This window comes from Salipaludibacillus sp. CF4.18 (assembly GCF_051262595.1).
Classification (GTDB): domain Bacteria; phylum Bacillota; class Bacilli; order Bacillales; family Salisediminibacteriaceae; genus Salipaludibacillus; species Salipaludibacillus neizhouensis.
On record NZ_JBIMEV010000039.1, the window covers coordinates 1 to 22,554 of the forward strand.

Below are 22,554 nucleotides of genomic sequence, written 5' to 3' on the forward strand. Positions count from 1 at the left end.
CATTTTTTACTTGCCAAATACACGTTCGTGTCCCGCACACTTTTCAATCATTCCGTACTCTCCGCCCCTTTACATACATGCCTTCTTTTAGATTTATGACTTATCGCCAATGCAGTTACCCATGGGTAACGAGTACGCGTATTTACAACGTTAAGGATTTTGAAAGATAAAAAAGCCTAATCCCTCCGCATTTTTAACTTGGAATTAGGCTTATCATCTTCCACAAACGCGCCTTGATTGTTGAATAATTAAAATTTATATAACGCATACTAATTTGAAATTAATTGTGGTGAACCTTACCATCCCTTATTTTTAACCATAGATTTAATTAAATGTTTCCTTAAGTAAACTTTTTTTACTCATTGACATATTTTTTTCTGTAGACTAAAGTTATTACCAAATACAAAAGGAGATTCCTTCCTTTTTAGGATGGTGTGTTAAATGAGTAATTATTTTGTGAAGTCATTAGGATGGAGTTCAAAAGTTACAATCTTAACCATATTACTAGCTGCGGTCTTTTCAACACTTTCCACAATCTTCTTATCAAAGTCTAATATTATAATAGGTATTATTATTGTTTTATTTTTTATTTCATTTGGAATTATATCAGATACAATTGGATTGTCTGCTGCTGCGGCAAAGGAAGTACCTTTCCATGCGATGGCATCAAAAAAAATAAAAGGTGCACGGGAGGCCATTCATATATGTAAAAATGTAGAGATCTTTTCAAGTTTTTTTAATGATGTGGTTGGAGACATTGCTGGAATTGTAAGTGGAACTGTTACAGCGTCTGTCGTGTTACAGCTAACACTCATGGCTGGCCAAAGCGATAATTCAATTTATTATTCAGTGACTGCCGTCGCATTCACCAGTGTTGTAGCTGGATTAACGGTCGGTGGAAAAGCATTATGTAAAACCTTGGCAATTAGAGGCTCAACAAAAGTTATTTTTACGATGGGGAAAATGATTTATTTTATGGAAAATAGGTTAGGTATTCTAGTAATTGCTCGTTTAAAAAAGAGTAAGGCGAAATCAGGCCAAGTTATCTAAATTAGTTTTAAAAGAAACAAGACTGACCGCATCAAACAATGAGGTCTCGGACTTTCAATATAGATTAAACTATCATACAAAGCGTATCTTCACCAGCAGATTTAAGTTTCGCTTTTATAATAAAGTTTGATCATTTTCTACATACGTTGTTCCACAATCGCGCAGATTGTTGCAGATAGAATCGATAGGAGTTAGGTACTAAAGGGTAGCTTGCTTCTTTCTAACGGATTGCGTTAGTGCAAGAAGCCATCGCCCTGTTGATGCGCTATTGCGGAGGTCAATTGAACTAGGAAACTATATTTTCAAAGGGTGGTAGTGTGCAATTTGATGGCATTGATATTAAATAACATCAAGACCAAATAGTTAAATTTCGTAAAGATTCATTTAAAATAGCTTTGGTGATAATTTAAATTTTGACGAAGAGGAGTATCTAAATTGGTTAGAAGGGAAAATAAACGATTTCTCTAAAGGTTTTGTTTTAGTTGAAGAAGGTGGAGAATACATTGGCCGACTTGAATTATCCATTCGTGAATATGAAGACAGAAACATCAGGTATGTACATCTGTATTATTTAATACCTGAAATACGTGGAAAGGTTAAAGGAACAGAATTACACAATTATGCAAAAGAGTTTTTAAGAATAATAAAGTAAGTGAGTATCATCTAAGAGTATCCCAAAACAATACCCCTACAATTAAGTTTTATAAAAAAATCGGAATGAAAGAAGTAGGTCCAGAGAAGTTGTAGGGAAAGTTATAAGAATGAAAGGTTGTTTATTAATCCCCTATTGCGCTAACCGTCCGTTAGTTTAATTAGAGAAATTGAACACGTGAAAAAGCACCTGTACAAACATAGAGCGATAGCGAAAAACGCTTTCGTTGCTGTTGTCGTAAGAACGGGGGGAAAATTCTAAAAGAAAAAACCGAAGTTATTTGAACTGTAACCTATAAAATGGACAGTTTATAGGTTACAGTTCAGTTCTCCAAAGCCTTTTTATATGATTTATGCTATTTAATGAATCCCCGTTAGCACTAAACATGGTTTTATTTAATATTAATAATTCATCAATTTTTTATTAAACTTTGAGGGTATTATTTTCTTGTTTAGATTTATTCGTTTATTTGATATCCATATTTTTTCTTCTTGAATCAAATGTTCGAAAATATCCACCAACTTAGGATCAAAATGAATCCCCTTATGTGTCTGTATAAAATTGATGGCTTCTATTGGTGTCCATGCATTTTTATAGGGTCTTTCAGAAGTTAATGCTTCAAAGACATCAACAATAGATAGAACTCTTCCGAACAAAGGAATTTTCTCTTCTTTTAATCCATCAGGATATCCATCTCCATTCCATTTTTCATGGTGTGAACGAATGCCTTCCGCAACTAAGTCCATATCACTAGACAAAGAAGTAATTAATTCATGTCCAATAACAGTGTGATTTTTTACTTCTTCAAATTCTTCAACTGATAATTTACCAGGTTTTAATAGTATTTTCTCCTTAACTCCGATTTTTCCTACGTCATGTAATAATCCAGACCAGTATAGTGCTTCGATATTTTGTTCTTTTAAACCTAGAGCATGTCCAACTAAAAGAGCATTATATGCGACTCTCTCACAATGAAATCCAACTTGTTCATCACGAACCGCCACCATCTTTGCATAATTAATTAATGTTTTACCTTGAATAATTGACATTTTTTCTAAAGTTTCCTGAACTCTTATCAAATGTAATTTAAGTAACGTTGATATACTTCCAACTATCCCTCCAATTAATATAAAGAAAATTGTACGATATATGTAAGCGTGAAATGATTGACTTATATTCTTTTCAACGTCTAAAGGCATGAATGGGCCAAGGACAATTCCTCCAATAATTGCTGTAATAATTCCACCTTTTACACCAAAAAGAAAGGCGGAAAAGACAATAGGAATATACATTAAATGAGGATATACAAACAAAGTACCACCTGTCAAATACACAATTAACCAAGTAAGGCCAAGCATCAATACAACAGATAAAATTGAAATCATCGAAAAGACCATGCTTGGTTCTCTCCACCTATCAAATAATTTTTGTATGACATTACTGATTTTATATGACACCTACCTTTCTGAGAATACTAATATTATAGAAATTGTACCATAATATTCAAATGATTCTGTGATATTCCATCTAAAAATGATAATTTTACCGAAACTTGGGTTAGGAACTCTTGCGTATTACTGATCGAAAAGTCAGAGCCATTTACTCCTCGGAAAGAAGCTGTGCCACATTCACTAATAACTATAGAAGGCTTTTTATACTTTTCCGCAATTCTTGAAGCAATAATCCCCATAATGCCTTTAAAATAATTACCGTGTACGACAATGATAGGTTGGTTTTGAGGCTTATTCTCCATAATTTGCTTCTCGCCAATGGAAAATTATTCTAATGTCATAGATTTACGTTTTGTATTAAGTTCAATTAAATCTTTAAAATCATTTACGATTGTTTCGTCACTTGTCAACAGTTTAACTGCCACATTCGGATCGTGAACTCGACCGATAGCATTTAAAATCGATCCTATGATAAATCCAGTCTTGGAACTACTCACATATTTTATATTTAATGCCTTTAAAAGTTTTTTAATGTTGATTTGTGGAGTTCTATGAACATTCTTTCTTCTATTCGCTATGAATTTTAAAACATTTAAAGAAAGAAATAACAGCAGAATATAAAGCTATTGAAATCGGTAAATTAAATACATAATGTAGTACAAAAGCTTTATTAAGAGCATGTAAAGAATAACACTTAAACAAGCGGGGGTGATAGTGGAAGAAGTCGTAGCTTCTATTATGGTGCTAACGGGGAGAATCCTTCCACAAAGGATTCCGTTCTTCTTATTGAACATACGCACCTTAGTGGAACAAGAATGATGAAAAACCAACTCACTTTTATGGTGGATTTGAAACATGATGCGACACAATAGGAATTTTATACGTAGTAAAGAAAAACAATAAATTTCAAGCAGATAGTATGAAAGTTTAACTCACTAATTATACTATCTACATTTTTAACATGGAGGTAAGCATTTGAATGATGGTTTAGTTGGCGCTATTATTGGTTACAGTCCTTTTGGATTTCACGCTTTACAATCCTACTCTCCCCCTGTAAGAGATATGGATCTTGAATCACAAGATATTATTTCTGATCATATTCATGTTCGTGAACGTACAGATTCAAGCATCGACACAACATCAGCATATACAGTAACATACGAAATTTTAGATAAATATGACTTTACAACAAATACGCAAGAGGTAATCGCAAACTATAATTCCTCGTTAAAATCATCATTTTATGGTGTGGTTAGTAAGCAGAGCGATATTGCTACTGGAGTATCCATCTTAGATAAACAAATGCTTGATGTTTTGGTACGTCTTGATGCAGGAGGCATATAATATGAATGAAATTAGAGAGCATTATAAGCGTATATTTAACTTATCGCAGTACCGACAATTAGTTGAACAGGCGAAAGTACGAATCGCTAACCCTACGTTTGATTACGCGGGGTTAGACTTAGATGAAGCGAAGTAGCTTAAAAAAGATGAAATGAATTACATGTGTGAAATAGCCATTGTAAAGGGGTTTACCTCTAGAAATAGCTATTTTTATAGAACGAATCGGGATGATCAAATTTAATATGGTTGGTCAGAAGGATGAGAGTTAACAGGAATACCACAATCACAAATATAATGTGGAAGACGGAAGACTTTGGTTATGTGGATCATACCAGAGATGAATGGCTTACAGTTTATTCAGAAGCTTTTGGACATAAGAAAGAACAATTGTTTAAGTATGACCAACTTAAAGAAATGACTAGTGGTTGCGAAACATTAGATGAAGTAAAAGGAGTTGCTTGGTAATGGAGATTATCTTTTCACGATCTGATGAATGTCTATCTAAAGTCATTCGTCAGTTCGACAAAGGTAAATGGTCTCATGTTTCTATTCGGATTGATGATAAACACATATTAGACTCACGCTTTCCAAGAGGGGTACAAGTACGAGAATTCGACCTCGAAGATTACGAGATTATCAGAGTTGACGGTGACGTTGAATTAGCGTTAAAACACGTAGGCAAGCGTTACGACTTGGTTAATTTTGTATGGTACGGATTTCGATATGGCGACAAGGCGTGGAACAATCCTAATGAGTACCTTTGTAGCGAGTTGGTAGCTGAAGCCATACACGATGAAAATGTAAAAGGAATGACCCCTAATGAACAATATAATTATTTAAAATGAGACTGAATAGACACATACTTCGCAGTAAATGTTCTCTTTTTTAGGATACTTTGTGAAAGAATGTACTTTACCTAATTACATACCGAATAAGTAAATCAAAAACTTTTGGAACATTATAATTGTTCTTCAACAAACGAAGATAAGAGTGGAACAAGGAGTTATCGATAGCGACAGCTCCTATTTTACTAAAGAGCAGGATAACTCAGTAATCTATGTTTAACGTTTTTAGGAAAGAATAGGAATAATTATTTACTCAGGACGAATAATAAGATTAAGAATATACGACTTGGAGGGTTTTATGGGGATTACAGTGTTTTTTTTCGCTTCTTGGCTAGTATGTGTGGCTTTTGCAGTTATGCCAAAAAAACTTTCGCTTGTAGAAAACACATTTGTTTACTTAATCATATTAATCGTAAGTATTAATTTTTCCTGGATAATTATTGAAGAATTTAAATTAATAACGCTTACGAAAAATGGTGTTGATTATACTGCGTATATTCTCAACCGCAGTGTAATAATTCCCATGTTAATAATAATGCAGTTGAATCTAATTCAAAAAAGTAATAGTGGCGCTAAGTCGGCTATAATTGTCATTTCTACTGTGGCAATAATGCTGGGGTTAAGTTTTCTCTCTACACAATTCAATATAACAACAAATAAAAAATGGAACTTTGGGTACGATGGTATATACTTTTTAACGCTTCACCTCATTGGATATTATGTTTTCAAAATGTTTAGGAAAATAGCCTATCATGAGGTGAATAACACATGATGTTATATTTGAATTTCGATAAAAACGAGATATATATCTTGTCAATGTTAATTATTGCATATGGTGCCTTTTTTCTTTTCCCTAAAAAACTACCTCGTGATGTTACATTAATGTTTTTGGTGTGGGGATTTGCCTATTCAACTTTATTTGACTTCACGATTGGTGGAAGTTTACTTGATTTCTATAAAGTAAATGACTCAAACAAGTACGAGTTATTTGACCTTTTAACTTATTTTTCATTTGCTACGTTCAGTTATTTTTTTATTTATTTTTATGAAAGACTTAAAATTGATAAAAAGAAATTTTTATTTTATGTAATTGGATGGACTATAATTGGACTGGTCATGGAGAGGGTATCAATATGGATGGAAGTAATCCAATATCAAAATGGTTATAAACAGTATTACTCCTTGATTGTTTTCCTGGTGGTTCAAACGGTTACAGGTCTTTATTATGAATTAATAAAGAGAAAACATAATTATTGACCACTTTATCTTGATTGTTATTGCACTAGAGGGAGCTTATGTTGATTAACAAAATCTAACAAAACGAAGCCATTTGCTGCGCAGTACAACTATACTGCGCATTCAAACAACATCTATTTGTACTAACTTTGTGAAAAAATGTACTTAAAGTAACGGGATAGTGTTAGTTCAATTACCTTTAATTTCAAAGAAGCCCAAATATGCATTATTTTATGCACATTTGGGCTTCGTATTTTATTCAGGAGTGCCTTTTATTTCATTGGTAAATGTACTGGCGATGTGTAGTAAATCTCTTGGCGTTCATTGGTAAAAAAGATGGCAAGGGTGGTAAAATCTTGTGTCCGTATTCAATATATGGAAGTTTCACAATCGAGGTATTTGAAAAACGTACAATGATGGTTTGTATAACTAAAATTGTTAGGGGCTAAGTATAATAGTATTGATCATTATCACCGTGAAATTTCAATCGAAAAGGATGGTAGATATCGATAACCGATATCTACCATCCTGTTTATTTCTAATCTGCTTCCCTCTTTAAAGCTGCACGTTGGTGTCGATAAAACTCATGGAATAACTTCATTAACGACCGTTTCTCAATTCGAGATACATAGCTTCTTGAGATTCCTAATTCTTTAGCTATTTCTTTCTGCGTTCTTTCTTTTTGTTTATCTAAACCAAATCTTCCTACGATGACCTCTTTTTCTCTGCCATCAAGAATATGAATATACTCATATATTTGTTTTTTCTCCATTTTTAACTGGATTTGCTCCGCCAAATCATCCGTGTCGGCCTGCAAAACATCAATTAAACTAATCTCATTTCCCTCTTTGTCCTGTCCGATCGGGTCATGAAGAGAAACATCCTTACGTACTTTCTTTAATGCTCTCAGATGCATGAGAATTTCATTCTCAATACATCTCGCTGCATAGGTTGCCAACTTTGTTCCTTTTCCAGAGGAATAACTTTCTATTGCTTTGATGAGACCTATGGTTCCAATTGAAATAAGATCTTCTGTATCTTCTTTCGTGTTCTCAAACTTTTTGACGTTGTGAACTAACTCCAACGTCAATTTCAGAATAAAGTTTATTAAATAATCCTACAGACGTTACATTTAGCTCTTCATCATCCCCAAATGTTAATATTATTTCATCGAAAAGCATTAAAATAATATCTCGCTTAGTTTTAAAGTCAATTCCGTTTACATCAGAGAGCATTTCTTTAAATTTTTCTATAACTTGCGTCATTTGCTCAACAGTAAGATCATGTAATTTCTGAGAATCAATTTTATCTTGATCATTTTTAACATTTAATTCGATTGCTTTAATTTCCTTTTTGTAATCATCTCTTCTTATTTTATAGCGTTCTAGATCATAATTGTCTTCGGCTTCAAAATATGCCGTATCAACTCTTTCAAGTGCTCTTTTTTTCTTTGTAAGATCTTTTTCAAACTGCAAAATCCGATCTCTAATTGCCTTTAAAGAGTCATCATTATTATTTTGCAGTCTTACTATAAACTTTTCTGGATCTGTAATGATTTCAACTGCTTTATCCCATAAATATCCTTCTATTTCTTCTGCTTTCACCGTAGGAACTTTACACTTAGAAATCTCAGGTCCATATTTTCTGGGGAACTTGTTGGGACACCGATAGCTTCTATATTTTTTTGATTCACCGGTCTTAGCATCTTTTCGACCACTGTAAGTAGTTGCATCATATGTTCTACCACAATGACCACACTTCAATATTGACTTCAAAAGATATTCATATTTTTTGCTGCCAACGTGCTTGTTCTTACTATTTTTATCTCTTTGTTGTTGGGCTTGATTCCACAGTTCTTCATCAACTATAGGTGGTATATCAATCTCCAACCACTCTTCTTCTGGTCTAAATTCATACGTTTTTTTGGGGTTTCCTCCAGCTGTTATTGCCCCCTTAACCTTTTTAGTAGCTCTTCGATTATAATAATATTTACCAATGTATATCTTAGAAGTTAGTATTCTACTGATACTGGATGCAGACCAATTTGAGCTTTCAGCTCTTTTTGGTTTCACCCCCATCTTATATAAACGACCTCCAATTTCCCGTAAGGTAAGTCTTTCAATTACGTACCATTCATATATCATTTGAACGTACTGTTTTTCTTGTTGATGGACGATTAATTGACCATCAACACTTTTATCATAACCAAATGGTGCGATTCTCATAGGCATTATTTTTTTCTCGTTCTTAACTTTTGAAAGTCTTCCACGAGTAGTTCGTTTCTTGATTAAATCTAACTCGTATTCAGCAATTGAAGAAAGTAAATTAAAATAGAATTTACCATTTATATCATTTTTAAACTCTGCATCTGTAAAAAACAACTCTACATTATTGTCTTTTATCTCTTCACAAACCGTTAATTTACCTAGCATACTTCGACTTAAGCGGTCTGGATGAGTACAAATAACAACTGAAAGTTTATCATTTGCCATATCTTTTCGCATTTCTTTAAATATTAACCTTGTATTAATATCTTCTCCACTTCTACCTTCTTCTCTATAAATTTTTATCTTTGACTTATGGAAACCTAGCTCGATTACTTTTTCCTTACATAACTTAACTTGCTCGTCTAAACTCGTATTGTCTGTTTGTTGAGAAGTAGAAACACGAGCATAAATTCCTATTGTCATTTTATCACCTTGTTTAATTAGAATTTATGTTGATTGTATACAAGGTACTAATAATTGTAAACCCTGTGAATTTTTCATCCAAAAGCATAATATTAAAGTGAAATAAAGCTAAAGCGCATATGATTTATAGTACAAATCACATACGCCTCTTTTCTTGTATAATAGTAGTCTCTGTATTTTACTGACTCTTAACTTCGATCATTCAACAAACTACTAGAATATATTCCAACTGAAAATATAAATTCATAATATTACTTATCCCTTAGAAGAAGATCTATTAATACTATTGAGTGATTCCTGAAAAATAGGCGAATTAATTAAATATTTAAAGAGTTCATCTTCTTTTTTACTAAGAAGTCTGCCAGAAGAATTTTCCTTGTCAGTAGGAATATAACTGATATTCAACTTTCTCTTCTTCACCTTGGTGACCACTCCCCCGTCACCCATTTTTATGCTACTTTGAGAATGTCCAATAACTTCTTTATTTATGTTTTTTACAGCACGCATGTTCGCTTCGCCCCTAACTTTAGATAATTGGGAGAACAACTCCATACGTCTTTAAAAATTCTCACGGTGCATGTGAGGAAATATATTTTTTATGGGACAAACTCAGCATGTTGAAAATTTTTCCAACCAAAACCCCTTTCCATTTAAAAAACTCCTCTTTAAAAACAAAAAAAGAGCACCTAATATTTCATCTCAACCTAAAAAAGGTCATTACTGAAATAATAAGTGCCAAATTTGAAAAATACCTCAACAGAGAAATTATCCCTCAGAGCGAAACAGGTTTCCATTCACTACATCTATCACTACTTCTAAATTCCGGATTACTTCCGTTTAGATTATATACACATGCAAATAGATAGCCTTGTTCAGCCATCAAAAGCGTTGAATCTAGATAACTGTTAATAACATCCTTGCGATTACCGATCTCATTATTATTGTTATTTAGTGCCGTCGCTTCAACATATATATCTTTCGGACCATAGAATAAACATTTACTAAGGGCGATACCATTAATCGATTCCGATGGCTTGCCAACCATAACGTATGAAATAAACACACAATAGACTTGTAAGCCAGCAAAATCTAAATTGGATGTAAACCCTATCTTCTTCATAAAGCCCTTCTAAGAGACTTGTGATGAGTTGTACGCTATATTTATTCAGAACCTTAACGTACTCGAAATTTAAAATCATACTTTTCATTATGCCGAGTGTTTTCATCACATTTTCTGCCAGTTTTTGATTTTGCTTTCGAATCGCTATTTTTACCGTATATCACTTTGATGCAACTCCTTCTATAAAAGACTTTAAGTGCTTTTAGGAGTGCATGATAACGTTAAAGGATTGGTATCACTACAAAATTCGTTCTTCAAATTAAATACTAAAAACACCTATCACATCGGTAAGCCTATAAAAAGGTCTTACTACGAAATGTAGGTGTGTTTTTAAAAAGTATCTCGATTAAGCGAATAAACCGTTGCTCTAAAATTCAGCATCAGAAAAAACTCTCATACCAAAGTTCTAGACCTCATTTTCCACCATCAACTCTGCTTGCTTGATTACCGTTTCAACTGCCATTTTTTGAAGATCTGGTGGATAGCCGTATTTCTTTGGCAACCTTTGAACTGTGACTCTCATCTTCGCTCTTGCTGATTCTTGTTTGTTCCAATCAATACTCATGTTCGCTTTAATGCCTTCCTATAGAATCCGAAAAAGCACCTACATTGTTTTACTGTAGGTGCTTCAGACTTAGTTTATGAAGAAACTTAATATGTTTACGTACTCTAACTCTTTCAAAAGAAACCATTAATTTCAAAACGATTTATCTTAACTCGTCATGCAAAGGTACAATGACTTCATTTAATGTTTCTCTCCACTGACGCTTCATTTCCGGTCCGTATTTCAACGGTATTGCATCTGGATGAACGGCTTTATACTTATCAAATTGCTTGCTGTTAATAATTCCTCCGATATTCGGAATAGGCTCTGTTCCTATCACATATTGAATAGCAGATGAATATAGCTCCCTTTCCTCCACAAACCAAGTGTTCGCAAATTCTTCAATCGCTTTATTATAGGATTCACTGAAGAAGAGTCGTTTCACTGCAAGAATATCTTGCTCCGAATCTATTTGTTCGGTATCAATAGCGTTTAACATCGTACGGTATACGTCTTTAACAATGTCTGATTTATTAAGTTTTTGAAGTGCTTTTTCGATCTCGTCACGGATATTCTGATTATTGGCTAAGTACGTTTCTAATAGGCGGTCAATATAGGTTGAGTCAATATCATAGATCTTAATCTCATTTTCTCCATAGAATTCAATATCTGAGAATCCTGGCTCCGTTCCACCTTGAACCCCTTCATCGACTAACGAACCTTTCACCGTGTTGTATACGCCAATATATTCTTCTAAGGTCTTCACCTGTTCTTGAAGTGCTTTTGATTTCTCCATATCATTGTTGTAATCATCATACGTAACTAAAGCTTCATAAGCATTATTTAGCTCTTGAAAAACTTTCACAAATTCAATCCGAGTTTCAAGCGGAGAATGCTCGTTCATATCGGTCGGGTTTGTCACAATTGTTTGCAATGTTTTGTGAGCCTTTTTGAAGCGTTTCTTCGATTTATCATACGTTGGATAAACAATCTTAGATTCCTCTTGTTCTTCAGAATATAACTTAGTGGCATAATTTACATTTTGTTCCATGGTCGAAGGTTTTCGGAATGTAACAATCAATCCCTTTGTCTTCCCTGGATACGTACGATTGGTTCGAGAAAAGGCTTGGATTAAATTAGCATAACTCAAATTTCGATCCACAAATAACGTTTGAATCATTGGCGCATCGAATCCTGTCAATAAGCGTTCTACGACAATGACAAGATCTATTTGATTCCCAGGTTCTTTAAACTCTGCTTTTTTACGTGCTAAACGATTGTTGATATCGCCATTGTATCGTTCAATATCTTCTATCGACCAAGCAGTGTCATAATAATTGTTATAGTCCTTGATAACTTCTTTCATTTCATCTTGAATTTGGTTGGAATTATCTTCGTTTTCTTGTGTCGAATAGGTGATGGCAATCCGTGGGAAATCTGGATCTTCAATCGTACGCCCCTTACGAATCGGGTGTCCAGCAAATTCTTTCGTTATCCATTCTGGATCTTTCGTCATTTCCTTGATTGTCTGATAGTAGCGTTTCGCCATATCAATGGAACTTGTTGTTAAAATGGCAGACTTTTGTGGGCGCCCATTTTGGAAATCAAATTTAGTATAGGCATTATCCGGTCGAAAAATTTTATGAATGACTTTTTGAATATGTTCATCTCTTTCATATGAAGATGGGTCAAGATAGGCTTCTTTTTCCATACCATCCATTTGATCGATCATATCGTTGATTTCATCATCACTAAAATGGGAGTATTTTTCCTTTTGGCGAAGTGTTTTATAAATATGATTATTTAATGAGGTTGATTCGATCGTATCTTCATGTTCTACTTGGAATCCTAAAACAGATCCATCTTCTAACGCATTTTTAATGGTATAGGTGTGCAACTCTTCTCCATATTGATCACCAGTGGTGCGAGCTAATCGGCCTTTAGCTTGTTTCTTATTTACATCAAATATCGGCGTGCCTGTAAACCCAAACCACGTCGAAGTTGGAAAGAAACCCTTAATCTCTTCCATCCCTTCTGAACTTAATGCTCTATGGCATTCATCAACGATAAAGACAATATGTTGTCCCATTAGTTTCTTAAAGCGCTGAGTGCCTTTTTGTTCTTCCACTCTTTGGGCATATCGTAAAGCAGATTCTAATTTTTGACGCGTAGTAATAATTACTGTATTAGAATTGGCATCAGATAGTAGAGTCTCACTTAATTCCCTCGCACTTCCGGTTCCGACAATCAAGCTATTAGACTTGGCATTACCAGAAGAAATACCCGTATTAAATTCTGAAGCAAATTTGGTGAATTCATTGGTCGTTTGATTGTCCAAGTCTTTTCGGTCAATCAGCATAATCGTACGATCTACACCTTGTTTCCGAGCTAATAACTTCGTAGAAACAAAACTTGTCAAAGTTTTTCCCGAACCAGTCGCATGCCAAACATATCCTGATTCATGTTTCATGGCAGATGTAAACAAGGCTTCAATCGCATGAATTTGATAAGGATGTAATACCATTAAGGCTTTGTTGTCTTGCTCTTCACTTACAATCGTATAATTGGCAATCAAGCGATGTGCATCTGGAATATTTAAGACTTGTTTCACAAATTCATAGAGAATTTCTACTTTTCGATTGTCTTTTGTTCGCCAGCTAAAGACAAATTTCTTATTCATGTCTTTTGGCATCGCATTGGCAAAATAGCGAGTCGTTTGCTCGTTGGAAATGACAAATAGTTGGACGGTAGAGAAGATATTATTTCTAAACATTCCCTCTTCTGTGTATTTCTTAATTTGATTATAGGCTTGAAATACACCGTCTTTGGCACTAACCTGTTTTAATTCAATCTGAACAATTGGCAACCCATTGATTAAGAGTGTCACGTCAAATCGGCGATCACGATCATCAACATTCGCTTTTTTTTTCGCAATTTGATGAACAACTTCATATGTAGAGATTCCGCCACCAATGTCTTGATTGGAGTACAACACCATCGACATTGAACCTAGAGACACATCATCACGTTCAATCGTAATACGAGCAATTCCATTTTCCCCTTTAAGCCATCTAGCAGCTTCAAAAGGTGTCTTCGTTTTCGATAATAATTCTGTTTTAATAGTGTCAAATTCTTTATAAGAAATGGGATGTTCCCCAATTTCTGATAAGTTATTTTGCGTGATTATTTTACGTAAGTTCTTCCATAGGTCTTCTTCTGATTTTAAATCAGGACGATAATTCCACTGATTATGACCTTCGCCTAACACTTCAATCAGCCGACGTTCCACTTCAGCTTCATCATTATATTTTAGCTTTGTCATGTTTTTCCCCCTTTCTATTTGGTTATATAAACATCTTTTGTAGGAATGCTTTTTTCGTTTCTATTAAGCCATCTAATTTACGTTGATGAAGTTTGATAATGTCGTCTAGTTGTTTGAAGAAGCTGCCGATTTTCTTTTGCTCAACTATATTAGTTGGAATATTTATTTTATATTTCCCTAATGCCGACTTTTGAATATTCGGCAACCCCGATCCAACTCTTAAGCGCATAATTTCTAGTTCATTAGCCTTTAACACTTGATACAAGTATTTTCTATCAACTACGTCTTCATCTGGATTGATTGTGTAACAATGACCGCCACTCCAAAAGTGTTCCTCAATATAATTAACATACCCACAAGAATTTCCACCTTCAGACAAAATGACAGTATTAGGCAAATTGTTATAAGACGTATGATACCCTGAAGGTTCTTTACCTCCGTTGTACACTGGAAATTTATTTTTGTCTATATCAGTTGCAAGATTCGCCTTATTTACCTGTTTCCCTTTTTCAATAGAACAAACTTTATTTATGGAAACCTCTTTCCATTCAAGAAACTCATTACCGTCTTCATCCTTAAACCGAATCTTCTTTGAAAATATTTTCTGTAAAAATCCTTGTTTTACTTGTTTGAGCATGGTTAGTTCTTGCTGATAAAGAGCGATAGTGTTGTCGAGGCAGGTGAAGAAAGCCGTAATTCTCTCCTGCTCAGGTATAGAAGGTATGCGACACAAAACCTTAATAAACGAGTCCCAATATAGTCTTTTTCTGAAGTCAGTGACTCCATAAGAGAGATTGTTCATCTGATTAATAGCTTCATCTCTACGTAAACAATAATCCATAAACAGAGGGTAAATCTGTGCACTGGGAAGAGCAGTAATATATGCAGGACTTACCATCCCTTCTGACTTTACGACTCCGATTGCCCCTTGCCACGCACGCATCATGTTAAGAACAAGATCACCGACATAAACATGTTTATATAGAGACTTATCTTCGCTTCTTCGCACTTTTTTCCCTAAAGTATCACTGTCTAATTCTTCGTTTGAAACACCATGATGGATGGAAACGGAATGGATCTGTAACGAACCGTTTCCTCGTTCTTTCCTCTCTGTGTATACTTCCCCCAACTTACGCTGTTCCCAATCATCTCCAGTAAATGCTGGAAATCGAATTTCAGGTGTACGATTATTTTTCACGATTAAACACCTCTAATGCACCTTTAATCCATTCAGCATTTTCTTCATCATATTGTAATGAAGAAATCATATCATAAAGACTAGATTCAAGTTCTGCCTTTTCTTTTCGAATTTCTTTGATCGTTGAGCCAATTGTAGCTATATCAACAGGTGCCTCTTCCTCAAAGGTCTCTACATATCGTGAGACGTTCAAATTGAAATCATTTTCTTTGATTACATCAAATGTAGCGACGTGAGCGTATCTCTCCACACCTTCTCGCTTTTTATACTTATCAACAATCTTATCAATAAGTTCTGTGGAAAGTTTATTTTGGTTCTTTCCTTTTATAAACTCTTTACTCGCATCAATAAATAATACATCACGAGTGGTACGATTTTTCTTCAAAATGATGACTGTGGTTGGAATCGATGTACCAAAGAATAAGTTTGCTGGCATACCAATTACAGCATCAATACTTCCATCTTCTAATAACTTCTTACGAATCACGCCTTCAGCAGCTCCACGGAACAATACCCCGTGAGGTAAGACGATTGCCATTGTTCCGGAATCTTTCAAATGATAAAGTCCATGTAAAACAAAGGCAAAGTCTGCTTTTGATTTTGGTGCTAATTTTCCGTAACGATTGAAACGGGGATCATCTAAGAAAGTCGCATCAGAAGACCATTTTGCAGAGTACGGAGGATTCATAAGTACAGAATCAAAGGTATAAGGTTCATCTGTCGGCCAATCTTGGTTCAATGTATCCCCATTGCGTAAGCGAATATCTTCTTTTTCAACACCGTGCAAGATCAAGTTCATCTTCGCTAAATTATAGGTTGTTGTATTTAGTTCTTGTCCATGGTACTTCACACTATCTGGGTAGTTGATATAGTTCCGAATATTCAACATCAAGGAACCTGATCCCATGGTTGGGTCATACACGCTAAACAATTTTTTGTCTTCTTGACCCATTGCGGCAATACGAGCCATCATAACAGACACTTGATGAGGGGTATAGAATTCTCCAGCTTTCTTACCAGCTTCTGATGCAAATTGACCAATTAAGAACTCATAGGCATCCCCAATGACATCCCCATCATGTCTTATCACGTCGATGTCATGTAGTTTCTTCAGGACATCTGTAATTGTAATATTACGCTGCTGATCATCTGATCCTAATTTTCTAGATTTCAAATCCAAATCATCAAATAATCCAGTGAATTGATCAAATTTGGTAGACAAATCGATAAAAGCTTTATTCAAGTCAGTCAACTGAAATGTGTTTTGTTTAGCTTGGTTGGCTAATACATTGAATAAATACTCTGGTTCAATATCATAGCCTAATGTATCTACTAATGTTTCAATCAAGTCATATTTTATCTCTTCATTTGTTAATAAACTCCTATACAATTGAGCTTGTTTTTCTTGTGTGTTGAACTCTACTGCCGATTCATCTGCTATTTCAACTACTTTTTCTAATACCTTATCAGATAAGTACTTGTAAAAGATCAATCCTAATAAATAGTTTTTGTATTCTGATGCATCCATTTTGCTTCGCAAGCTGTCTGCAGCACCAAATAATTTTGAGTTTAAATCAGCCATGTTGTAATTCCTCCATCTATCTATTGACTCTACCTAGCTAGTTTCTCTTATTTCTTATGTACAATCATATCACGAATTTACTTATCTTAGGAAAGCTCCTCTAGGTCACCGTGTCACCACTTTCGACTAGTCTTTAATTATTTTGACCAGCTACCGTTCAATTTAATAGTCTTCCATACTACCAACCAATAGTTATCAAGGTGATACAAATAAGGTTGCAGTTTATATTTATTATCCATCGTTTTTTACGAACCCATTCTTTATATCTTCATTCAGCTGCTCCGAGAATGACTTTCCCCATAAATAGCGATCCTTTTCGCATTGATAAAACATCTGGTACTGCTTCTTTTAAGTTTTGGCAGTATGATAAATAACCTTCCAAATATTATCAAAGTTGACTCGATTTTTTAATTTATGATGATCTCCGCCCAATTGTTCGCATACTCTCACATCATAAACAGTAAAATCATCTGGGTATAGGACAGTTAAAATCGCTGTAGCCATAGGTAATCTGAAATCCCACGCTTTCATCACGTAACGCAACTTCTCTTTTGCATTGCCTTTGCCCTTTATGCCCCCGATGCCCTTTATACCATTAGTTAGTGATAAGACCGCTTTCTCTAAATCACCTGACTTTGAATTATCTGTCAACTGGCTTGCTATTTTCGATTTGGCTCGATTGGCTTTCCAAATGACGATACAGAAAAAGTCGTAGGCCTATAAAAATCCTACCTCTTTATATCTGCTACTCACTGATTCAAAGAGGTAGTTTTCTAGGTGGTACTGTGTTAAATAATCCATAAGTATGCTCCTTTAATAGGATGTATCGTGGTCTTCAACGTTCATTCTCGAAATACATAAATAGGACCCCACCAATGGATGAACCATGAGCGATCTTGTTTGCAGTTACTTTATTTTGATTGATTACATATGAATGAATTTCGTCAAAATAAGCCTGTGCTTTACCCGTAGAGTTTGTTTTGAACACTAGCAGGGATTTCTCTACCTTATATGTATTTATTGCATAGGCGATCAGCTCTTCTATCCTGTCACGATCCTTTACATTCATAATACCAATAGTATTAATTGGAATGAATTCTCTTATTGAAAAAAGCTTATTTAAGGTTTCCTTGTCTTTAGTAAAAAGATTCTCCCGCTCCATATGTAATACAAAATCATGCCAGTAGTCATTTTCATAATTGCCCCACCATGTTAAGTCCATTGGTCTGTAAGTTCCATCGGATGTGTCCTCAGTAAAAGGATGAAACCCCAACATCGAGCCTAAAGTCGAAAAGTACTGAATTTCGGACATTGTAAATGAATTTTTACCATGCTGAACTGTCAGATTAAGTGTATGGTAGTTCCTGACGTAGCCTTCGAATAGCTTCATTAGATCTAGTTGCAATTTGGTCACCTCCAATAGATTTGATTCATACCCTGAGAGCCTTTCAAATCGATAAACGCATCGATGAAGATATACGAATGTATTATTAGCGCTTGCTTCTTTACCAACACTATTTATCAAGCTGAAACAAATAAAGTCGCTTTTTTAAAGATTTTTCTTGTGACGGTAATTGCTCTGTAAACACCAAATTTTTTAGAAAAATACTTCCTGAAAGAGAAGATATTGTTTAATTAATATGTTTTATATACCTCGATATTTTTCTACCACTTGCTTTCTATATGACGAATCATTTTTGATTTCCCTGAGATAGTCGACTTCTTTTCGATTTAGCATATCCCAAGCCATTTTACCTAATCTTTCTCCTAATAGATGGCTTATATATGAGGGGTCAACTCCTACCTCTCTAGCTAAATGAGAATAAGGTTTGTTAGTAGTTAGAACACCCTTTAATATTTTATAATCTCTCTCAGCACTAGTAAGTCTTGAAGTAGTTACCGAAGGTCTATTTCCTTTCTTACTCTTGATAGCTCCGTTAATCTTCCTAATCTCTTCGTTGGGTAATGAATCAAAAATATGTATATAACTTTGACCTTGCAATAAGGCTGCAATCACATGGTTATTAACAGCATACTTAATTGCGATTCGAGATATTATTATGTCCGTTTCTACAAACTCCTTGTAAATTGCTCTAACTTGCTCTTCTGTCAAATACCCCTTTTTTTCATGCGAGAAAGTACTTAAATTTTTCAACCTATATTCTTCTTCAGGAGTTAAATTAGGTTTTACATCTGCGTACATTCTTCCCTTCAGGATTGCTGTAGCAGTTTCCCTCGTCATGCCAAGTTCTTTCGCTATCTCAGATACAATCATTTTATCGTGCAATACCGCATGATAAAGTCTCTCTACATCATCATTTGAATGTTTTCTATTATTCTTATTGCGCTCTCCTATACTATTGTTTGAAGTCCTTCGTTTTTCTATCGCTTTCTTGATTTCGTCATCCAATTGTAAAGTGACTTTGGTGTATGTATAAAATACTAATATATCCCTTACCGCTGCTCCAGTTACTCCGTTTTCATTTGCTAACTCTGCCATGGATTTATCCCCGTTAGCATAATTCTTACACATGGCTAACACCTGCTCATCAGTAAATCTTTTTCTCCCCAATTTAAACCCCTCCATTTTAATATGATTTTCAGTCGAAGTTCCTACTCTAATAAATAGGTAACTTTATCCTAAATTTATCATATCCTATTAGGCAATAAGGCTCAATGGATATCTCTAATACTCGGTTGCTATTTATCAAAGTAAGACTTATTTCACTTTACTAGTTGGGATCTTTATGGAAAGCTGAGAGATTTTAATTCTACGGAGTCCATTTTTAGTCAAGTATTTACTTTGTGAAGCTATTTAAAAAGACAGAGCGTAAGCTCTGTCAGTTGTATATTCACCATACATTTTTACCACCCGGTCTCTAATTGATGGTGCTTTACTGATTTCCCTTATAAATTTCGCTTCTTGTTGATTTAGCATCTCCCAAACAGTCTTCCCCTGTTCTCTTTAAAAGGCTTATGTATAAGGGATCAACTCCTGCTTCTTTGGCTAATTGGGAGTAAGATTTTGTAGTTAATATACCTTTTAATATGTTGAAATCTCTTTCATGATCAGCAAGCGTTGTCGCAGTTACTGGCTCTTCAGTAGCACATGAAACTTCGCTTAATCCTTCCAGTCGATCTTCCTCTTCAGTTTTTAAATCTTGCTTTATATCTGCGTTCATTTTTCCTTTTAAAACAGCTGATGCCACTTGCCGCGTCATGCCAATATCTATTGCAGTTTTGGGATTTTCCCCGTGCGATACCGCAGATGAAGGCCTTTCTGCATGTTCTACAGTGTTACCTGCCAATGTTGCTTCCTTTATTTCTAATTATAATTGTGATGTGACTGTAAAGTACGTATAAAAGACCAGTATATCTCTTATTTCATATATTGTTTCTTCGTATTCTTTTGCTAATTCTGATAAAGGTGTGTCCAATGCGTATTTCATATAAATCTCTGAAACCTGTACTTTTGTTAGGTGTCTTTTTCCACATGACAGCCCTTCATCAAGTTTGTTTTTAATCCATTATTTGAACTGGTTGGTTATCAATTACTTGTCTTGTTTTATCATATCTTATTGAATATATGGGCTAAATAAGTTTCGGATTAGTTTGAATGATTTGAGTGGGAAACTAGTATTCTCGATTTGAGAGCGGAAGTGCGAGAAGATTAAACCCCAGAAGGGCGAGAGACCTTAGTCTTCAATGGGAATTATTTCTATAACTATCGCTTCTTTTCTCTACAAGTAAATTTGAAATGTTGTTGAGCGTTTACGGTATTTTTTGGAAAAAAGCATTGTAAATATGATAAAATAGTTACAATTAAGGGGGTGGAGATAAATTGATGCAAATAGAGCCATATGTTTATATAAATAAAGTGCTAATTCAAGATAAAGTAAAAGTTCAAGAGTTCTTTCAAAATCTTGAGGATGAGTCTGCAACTTCTAAAGAAAAAGAGGGGTACTATGGTTTTGAAACAACAGATGATCTATTATCATTAAATTACTATCGGATGAAAAACACATTTGACTTTTCAATAGATGATAAAACAAATGAAATTGTTTCTGATAAAACTCCCGAATTATTTAAAGCCGAAATCCAACTAAATTTTATAAAGAACATTTTAATAGTTTGGGGAAGACCATATATTATTAAATACTTAAATACACAATTTCAATCAGACAAGTACTTTAATATATTAAATGAAAAGGTAAACTTTTATGATTTCTATAAAAACTTTGATAGCAACGAATGTAATATTAATGAAGTTTCATTTAAAGATATTAAAGTTTTGGATAAGTACATATCGGTTGCAACCTTAACAACTGCAAGTAATAAAGATGCTCTATACCTCATTAAAGAGTTAGGTGCAGAGGTATCAACAGTAAAATTAAAGATTGTATCAGTTGAAAATGATATTGCAATGTTGGATATAAACTTAGAAGACGGTGTCATAAAGTTAAACATCCCAACTGCTAATAAATTCTTTATAGAGAATATAAAAGATCAAATTAATAATCTAGATATATAATGAGGTGCTAAAAATGTCAGAGCAACAACAGTTTGAAGGTGAAAGATGGACTACACAAACTATAAAAATTCTGAAAAATTTGGGATGGATACAAGTCGGGGATTCTAATTTTGATATTTCTTGTGTCAATAAGTCATCTCACAGAAGGGGAAAGAGCGAAGAAAGAAAAAATGACCACGGGGTAGATTCTTTATTTCGGTATCACGATCCTTATTTAAATGAAAACATAAATATAATTGTGGAATCAAAAAAACGTAACTGGGAGGGAATAAGTACTAGTAGTATCAAAAGTTTTGTTGACCAACTCCTAATGACTACTGAATGTGCAAACCTCTCGACAAAAATTCAAGAGTTAGGTTGTACGGGGGTTAACACAGGCTTATTGATGATCTGGTGTGATGAAAAAGATAACTATGAACATAGTAAAATAATAGAATATTTATCAAAATTGGAAGTCGTACAGAAAAGAAACCCAATTACATTATTTGTCGCAACTAACCACGAAATATTAAAGTGGTCTTCTCTCATTGAATACAAAAAAGAAATTGAAAATGAAAGTGAAACTTTTAACTTCTTTTATCCGAGTGATTATTATAGAAGTGGGAAAAGTATGAGCTCTCAAAAAAACTATGTGAATTTAATTCAACTGTTCTCAAGCTATATATTTGCCAAAAGCACCAAAAACATAACTATTGCTGGTCATACAATTGCACTATCTATTAATCACGTATTCTGTTTTGCTGAACCTACAAAAAAGGAATTAGATTTCATGTATCAATTATTAACTGATTTTCAATATGAAGATTCATTTCAATTACATATTCATTTTTATGGGGAACAAATCTTATACAGAGAAAATATTGCAGAATTTCTCCGACGAAAAAAAGAATATATTAAAGAGAATAAAAATCAACTTGAAATTGAAATAAAGTATATGAACGTATTAAATACTGTGCCAGAAAAATACAACGTTAAGGAGGAATAATACT

23 protein-coding genes and 2 pseudogenes are annotated in these 22,554 nt (G+C 34.1%); 10 read left to right on the forward strand and 15 right to left on the reverse strand.

Going from position 1 to position 22,554, the window contains the following annotated elements; genetic code table 11:
- Positions 1–441 precede the first annotated feature (441 nt).
- Together ACHABW_RS18570 and ACHABW_RS18575 are read left to right on the forward strand one after the other, a co-directional pair.
- Positions 442–1,050, forward strand: a complete 609-nt coding sequence (locus ACHABW_RS18570) for a hypothetical protein (protein ID WP_435757467.1) — start codon at positions 442–444, stop codon at positions 1,048–1,050.
- A gap of 451 nt (positions 1,051–1,501) precedes the next feature.
- On the forward strand, positions 1,502–1,702 hold the full coding sequence (locus tag ACHABW_RS18575) for a GNAT family N-acetyltransferase (protein WP_435757547.1): 201 nt from the start codon (positions 1,502–1,504) through the stop codon (positions 1,700–1,702).
- A gap of 401 nt (positions 1,703–2,103) precedes the next feature.
- Here the strand turns inward: ACHABW_RS18575 and ACHABW_RS18580 are convergent, their stop codons facing one another.
- From ACHABW_RS18580 to ACHABW_RS18590, 3 genes are all read right to left on the reverse strand, one after another.
- Positions 2,104–3,087: an HD-GYP domain-containing protein gene (locus tag ACHABW_RS18580; RefSeq protein ID WP_435757469.1), complete on the reverse strand. Its 984-nt coding sequence runs from the start codon at positions 3,085–3,087 to the stop codon at positions 2,104–2,106.
- Between the two features lie 95 nt (positions 3,088–3,182).
- Complete coding sequence (locus ACHABW_RS18585; protein WP_435757471.1) at positions 3,183–3,455, reverse strand: hypothetical protein; 273 nt, start codon at positions 3,453–3,455, stop codon at positions 3,183–3,185.
- A gap of 24 nt (positions 3,456–3,479) precedes the next feature.
- Positions 3,480–3,650, reverse strand: a complete 171-nt coding sequence (locus ACHABW_RS18590) for a hypothetical protein (protein ID WP_435757473.1) — start codon at positions 3,648–3,650, stop codon at positions 3,480–3,482.
- A gap of 478 nt (positions 3,651–4,128) precedes the next feature.
- Here ACHABW_RS18590 and ACHABW_RS18595 point away from each other — a divergent pair, with 478 nt between their 5' ends.
- The 6 genes from ACHABW_RS18595 (at position 4,129) to ACHABW_RS18620 (ending at position 6,599) form a co-directional block, all read left to right on the forward strand.
- On the forward strand, positions 4,129–4,497 hold the full coding sequence (locus tag ACHABW_RS18595; RefSeq protein WP_435757475.1) for a hypothetical protein: 369 nt from the start codon (positions 4,129–4,131) through the stop codon (positions 4,495–4,497).
- A 1-nt stretch (position 4,498) separates the two neighbouring features.
- Positions 4,499–4,633 carry a hypothetical protein gene (locus ACHABW_RS18600; protein WP_435757477.1) on the forward strand — a complete coding sequence of 45 codons (135 nt, stop codon included), beginning with the start codon at positions 4,499–4,501 and terminating at the stop codon, positions 4,631–4,633.
- A 122-nt stretch (positions 4,634–4,755) separates the two neighbouring features.
- Complete coding sequence (locus tag ACHABW_RS18605; protein ID WP_435757479.1) at positions 4,756–4,962, forward strand: hypothetical protein; 207 nt, start codon at positions 4,756–4,758, stop codon at positions 4,960–4,962.
- A complete protein-coding gene (locus ACHABW_RS18610) occupies positions 4,962–5,342 on the forward strand; it encodes a hypothetical protein (RefSeq protein ID WP_435757481.1) in 381 nt (126 codons plus the stop codon). The genes ACHABW_RS18605 and ACHABW_RS18610 overlap by 1 nt, the downstream gene beginning before the upstream one ends.
- Positions 5,343–5,640: 298 nt before the next feature.
- Entirely contained in the window at positions 5,641–6,114 is a 474-nt protein-coding gene (locus ACHABW_RS18615; protein ID WP_435757483.1) for a hypothetical protein, read from the forward strand.
- A complete protein-coding gene (locus ACHABW_RS18620; RefSeq protein WP_435757485.1) occupies positions 6,111–6,599 on the forward strand; it encodes a hypothetical protein in 489 nt (162 codons plus the stop codon). The genes ACHABW_RS18615 and ACHABW_RS18620 overlap by 4 nt, the downstream gene beginning before the upstream one ends.
- 517 nt (positions 6,600–7,116) lie before the next feature.
- Here ACHABW_RS18620 and sigK read toward each other — a convergent pair.
- The 12 genes and pseudogenes from sigK to ACHABW_RS18680 all read right to left on the reverse strand — a co-directional run.
- Positions 7,117–7,683, reverse strand: a pseudogene (sigK, locus tag ACHABW_RS18625) (RNA polymerase sporulation sigma factor SigK); the annotation flags it as partial.
- Positions 7,631–9,268: a recombinase family protein gene (locus ACHABW_RS18630; protein WP_435757487.1), complete on the reverse strand. Its 1,638-nt coding sequence runs from the start codon at positions 9,266–9,268 to the stop codon at positions 7,631–7,633. The pseudogene sigK and the gene ACHABW_RS18630, both read right to left, overlap by 53 nt.
- Before the next feature lie 255 nt (positions 9,269–9,523).
- On the reverse strand, positions 9,524–9,775 hold the full coding sequence (locus tag ACHABW_RS18635) for a hypothetical protein (protein ID WP_435757489.1): 252 nt from the start codon (positions 9,773–9,775) through the stop codon (positions 9,524–9,526).
- A 265-nt stretch (positions 9,776–10,040) separates the two neighbouring features.
- The gene (locus tag ACHABW_RS18640; RefSeq protein ID WP_435757491.1) at positions 10,041–10,388 is read right to left on the reverse strand and encodes a hypothetical protein; all 348 of its coding nucleotides are present in this window, start codon (positions 10,386–10,388) and stop codon (positions 10,041–10,043) included.
- Positions 10,389–10,794: 406 nt separating this feature from the next.
- A pseudogene (locus tag ACHABW_RS18645) lies at positions 10,795–10,971 on the reverse strand (type I restriction enzyme endonuclease domain-containing protein); the annotation flags it as partial.
- Positions 10,972–11,095: 124 nt separating this feature from the next.
- Entirely contained in the window at positions 11,096–14,254 is a 3,159-nt protein-coding gene (locus tag ACHABW_RS18650; protein WP_435757493.1) for a type I restriction endonuclease subunit R, read from the reverse strand.
- Between the two features lie 22 nt (positions 14,255–14,276).
- Positions 14,277–15,452, reverse strand: coding sequence for a restriction endonuclease subunit S (locus tag ACHABW_RS18655; protein ID WP_435757495.1), 1,176 nt, complete (start codon positions 15,450–15,452; stop codon positions 14,277–14,279).
- On the reverse strand, positions 15,442–17,034 hold the full coding sequence (locus tag ACHABW_RS18660; protein ID WP_435757497.1) for a type I restriction-modification system subunit M: 1,593 nt from the start codon (positions 17,032–17,034) through the stop codon (positions 15,442–15,444). The genes ACHABW_RS18655 and ACHABW_RS18660 overlap by 11 nt, the downstream gene beginning before the upstream one ends.
- A gap of 348 nt (positions 17,035–17,382) precedes the next feature.
- Entirely contained in the window at positions 17,383–17,685 is a 303-nt protein-coding gene (locus ACHABW_RS18665; RefSeq protein ID WP_435757499.1) for a hypothetical protein, read from the reverse strand.
- A gap of 184 nt (positions 17,686–17,869) precedes the next feature.
- Positions 17,870–18,439: a hypothetical protein gene (locus tag ACHABW_RS18670; RefSeq protein ID WP_435757501.1), complete on the reverse strand. Its 570-nt coding sequence runs from the start codon at positions 18,437–18,439 to the stop codon at positions 17,870–17,872.
- Positions 18,440–18,679: 240 nt separating this feature from the next.
- Positions 18,680–19,606 carry a hypothetical protein gene (locus ACHABW_RS18675; protein ID WP_435757503.1) on the reverse strand — a complete coding sequence of 309 codons (927 nt, stop codon included), beginning with the start codon at positions 19,604–19,606 and terminating at the stop codon, positions 18,680–18,682.
- A 322-nt stretch (positions 19,607–19,928) separates the two neighbouring features.
- Positions 19,929–20,342: a hypothetical protein gene (locus tag ACHABW_RS18680; protein ID WP_435757505.1), complete on the reverse strand. Its 414-nt coding sequence runs from the start codon at positions 20,340–20,342 to the stop codon at positions 19,929–19,931.
- Positions 20,343–20,875: 533 nt separating this feature from the next.
- Between ACHABW_RS18680 and ACHABW_RS18685 the strand changes: the two genes are divergently transcribed.
- Positions 20,876–21,565 carry a hypothetical protein gene (locus tag ACHABW_RS18685; RefSeq protein WP_435757507.1) on the forward strand — a complete coding sequence of 230 codons (690 nt, stop codon included), beginning with the start codon at positions 20,876–20,878 and terminating at the stop codon, positions 21,563–21,565.
- A gap of 13 nt (positions 21,566–21,578) precedes the next feature.
- The gene (locus ACHABW_RS18690; RefSeq protein WP_435757509.1) at positions 21,579–22,550 is read left to right on the forward strand and encodes a hypothetical protein; all 972 of its coding nucleotides are present in this window, start codon (positions 21,579–21,581) and stop codon (positions 22,548–22,550) included.
- The last annotated feature ends 4 nt before the right edge of the window (positions 22,551–22,554 follow it).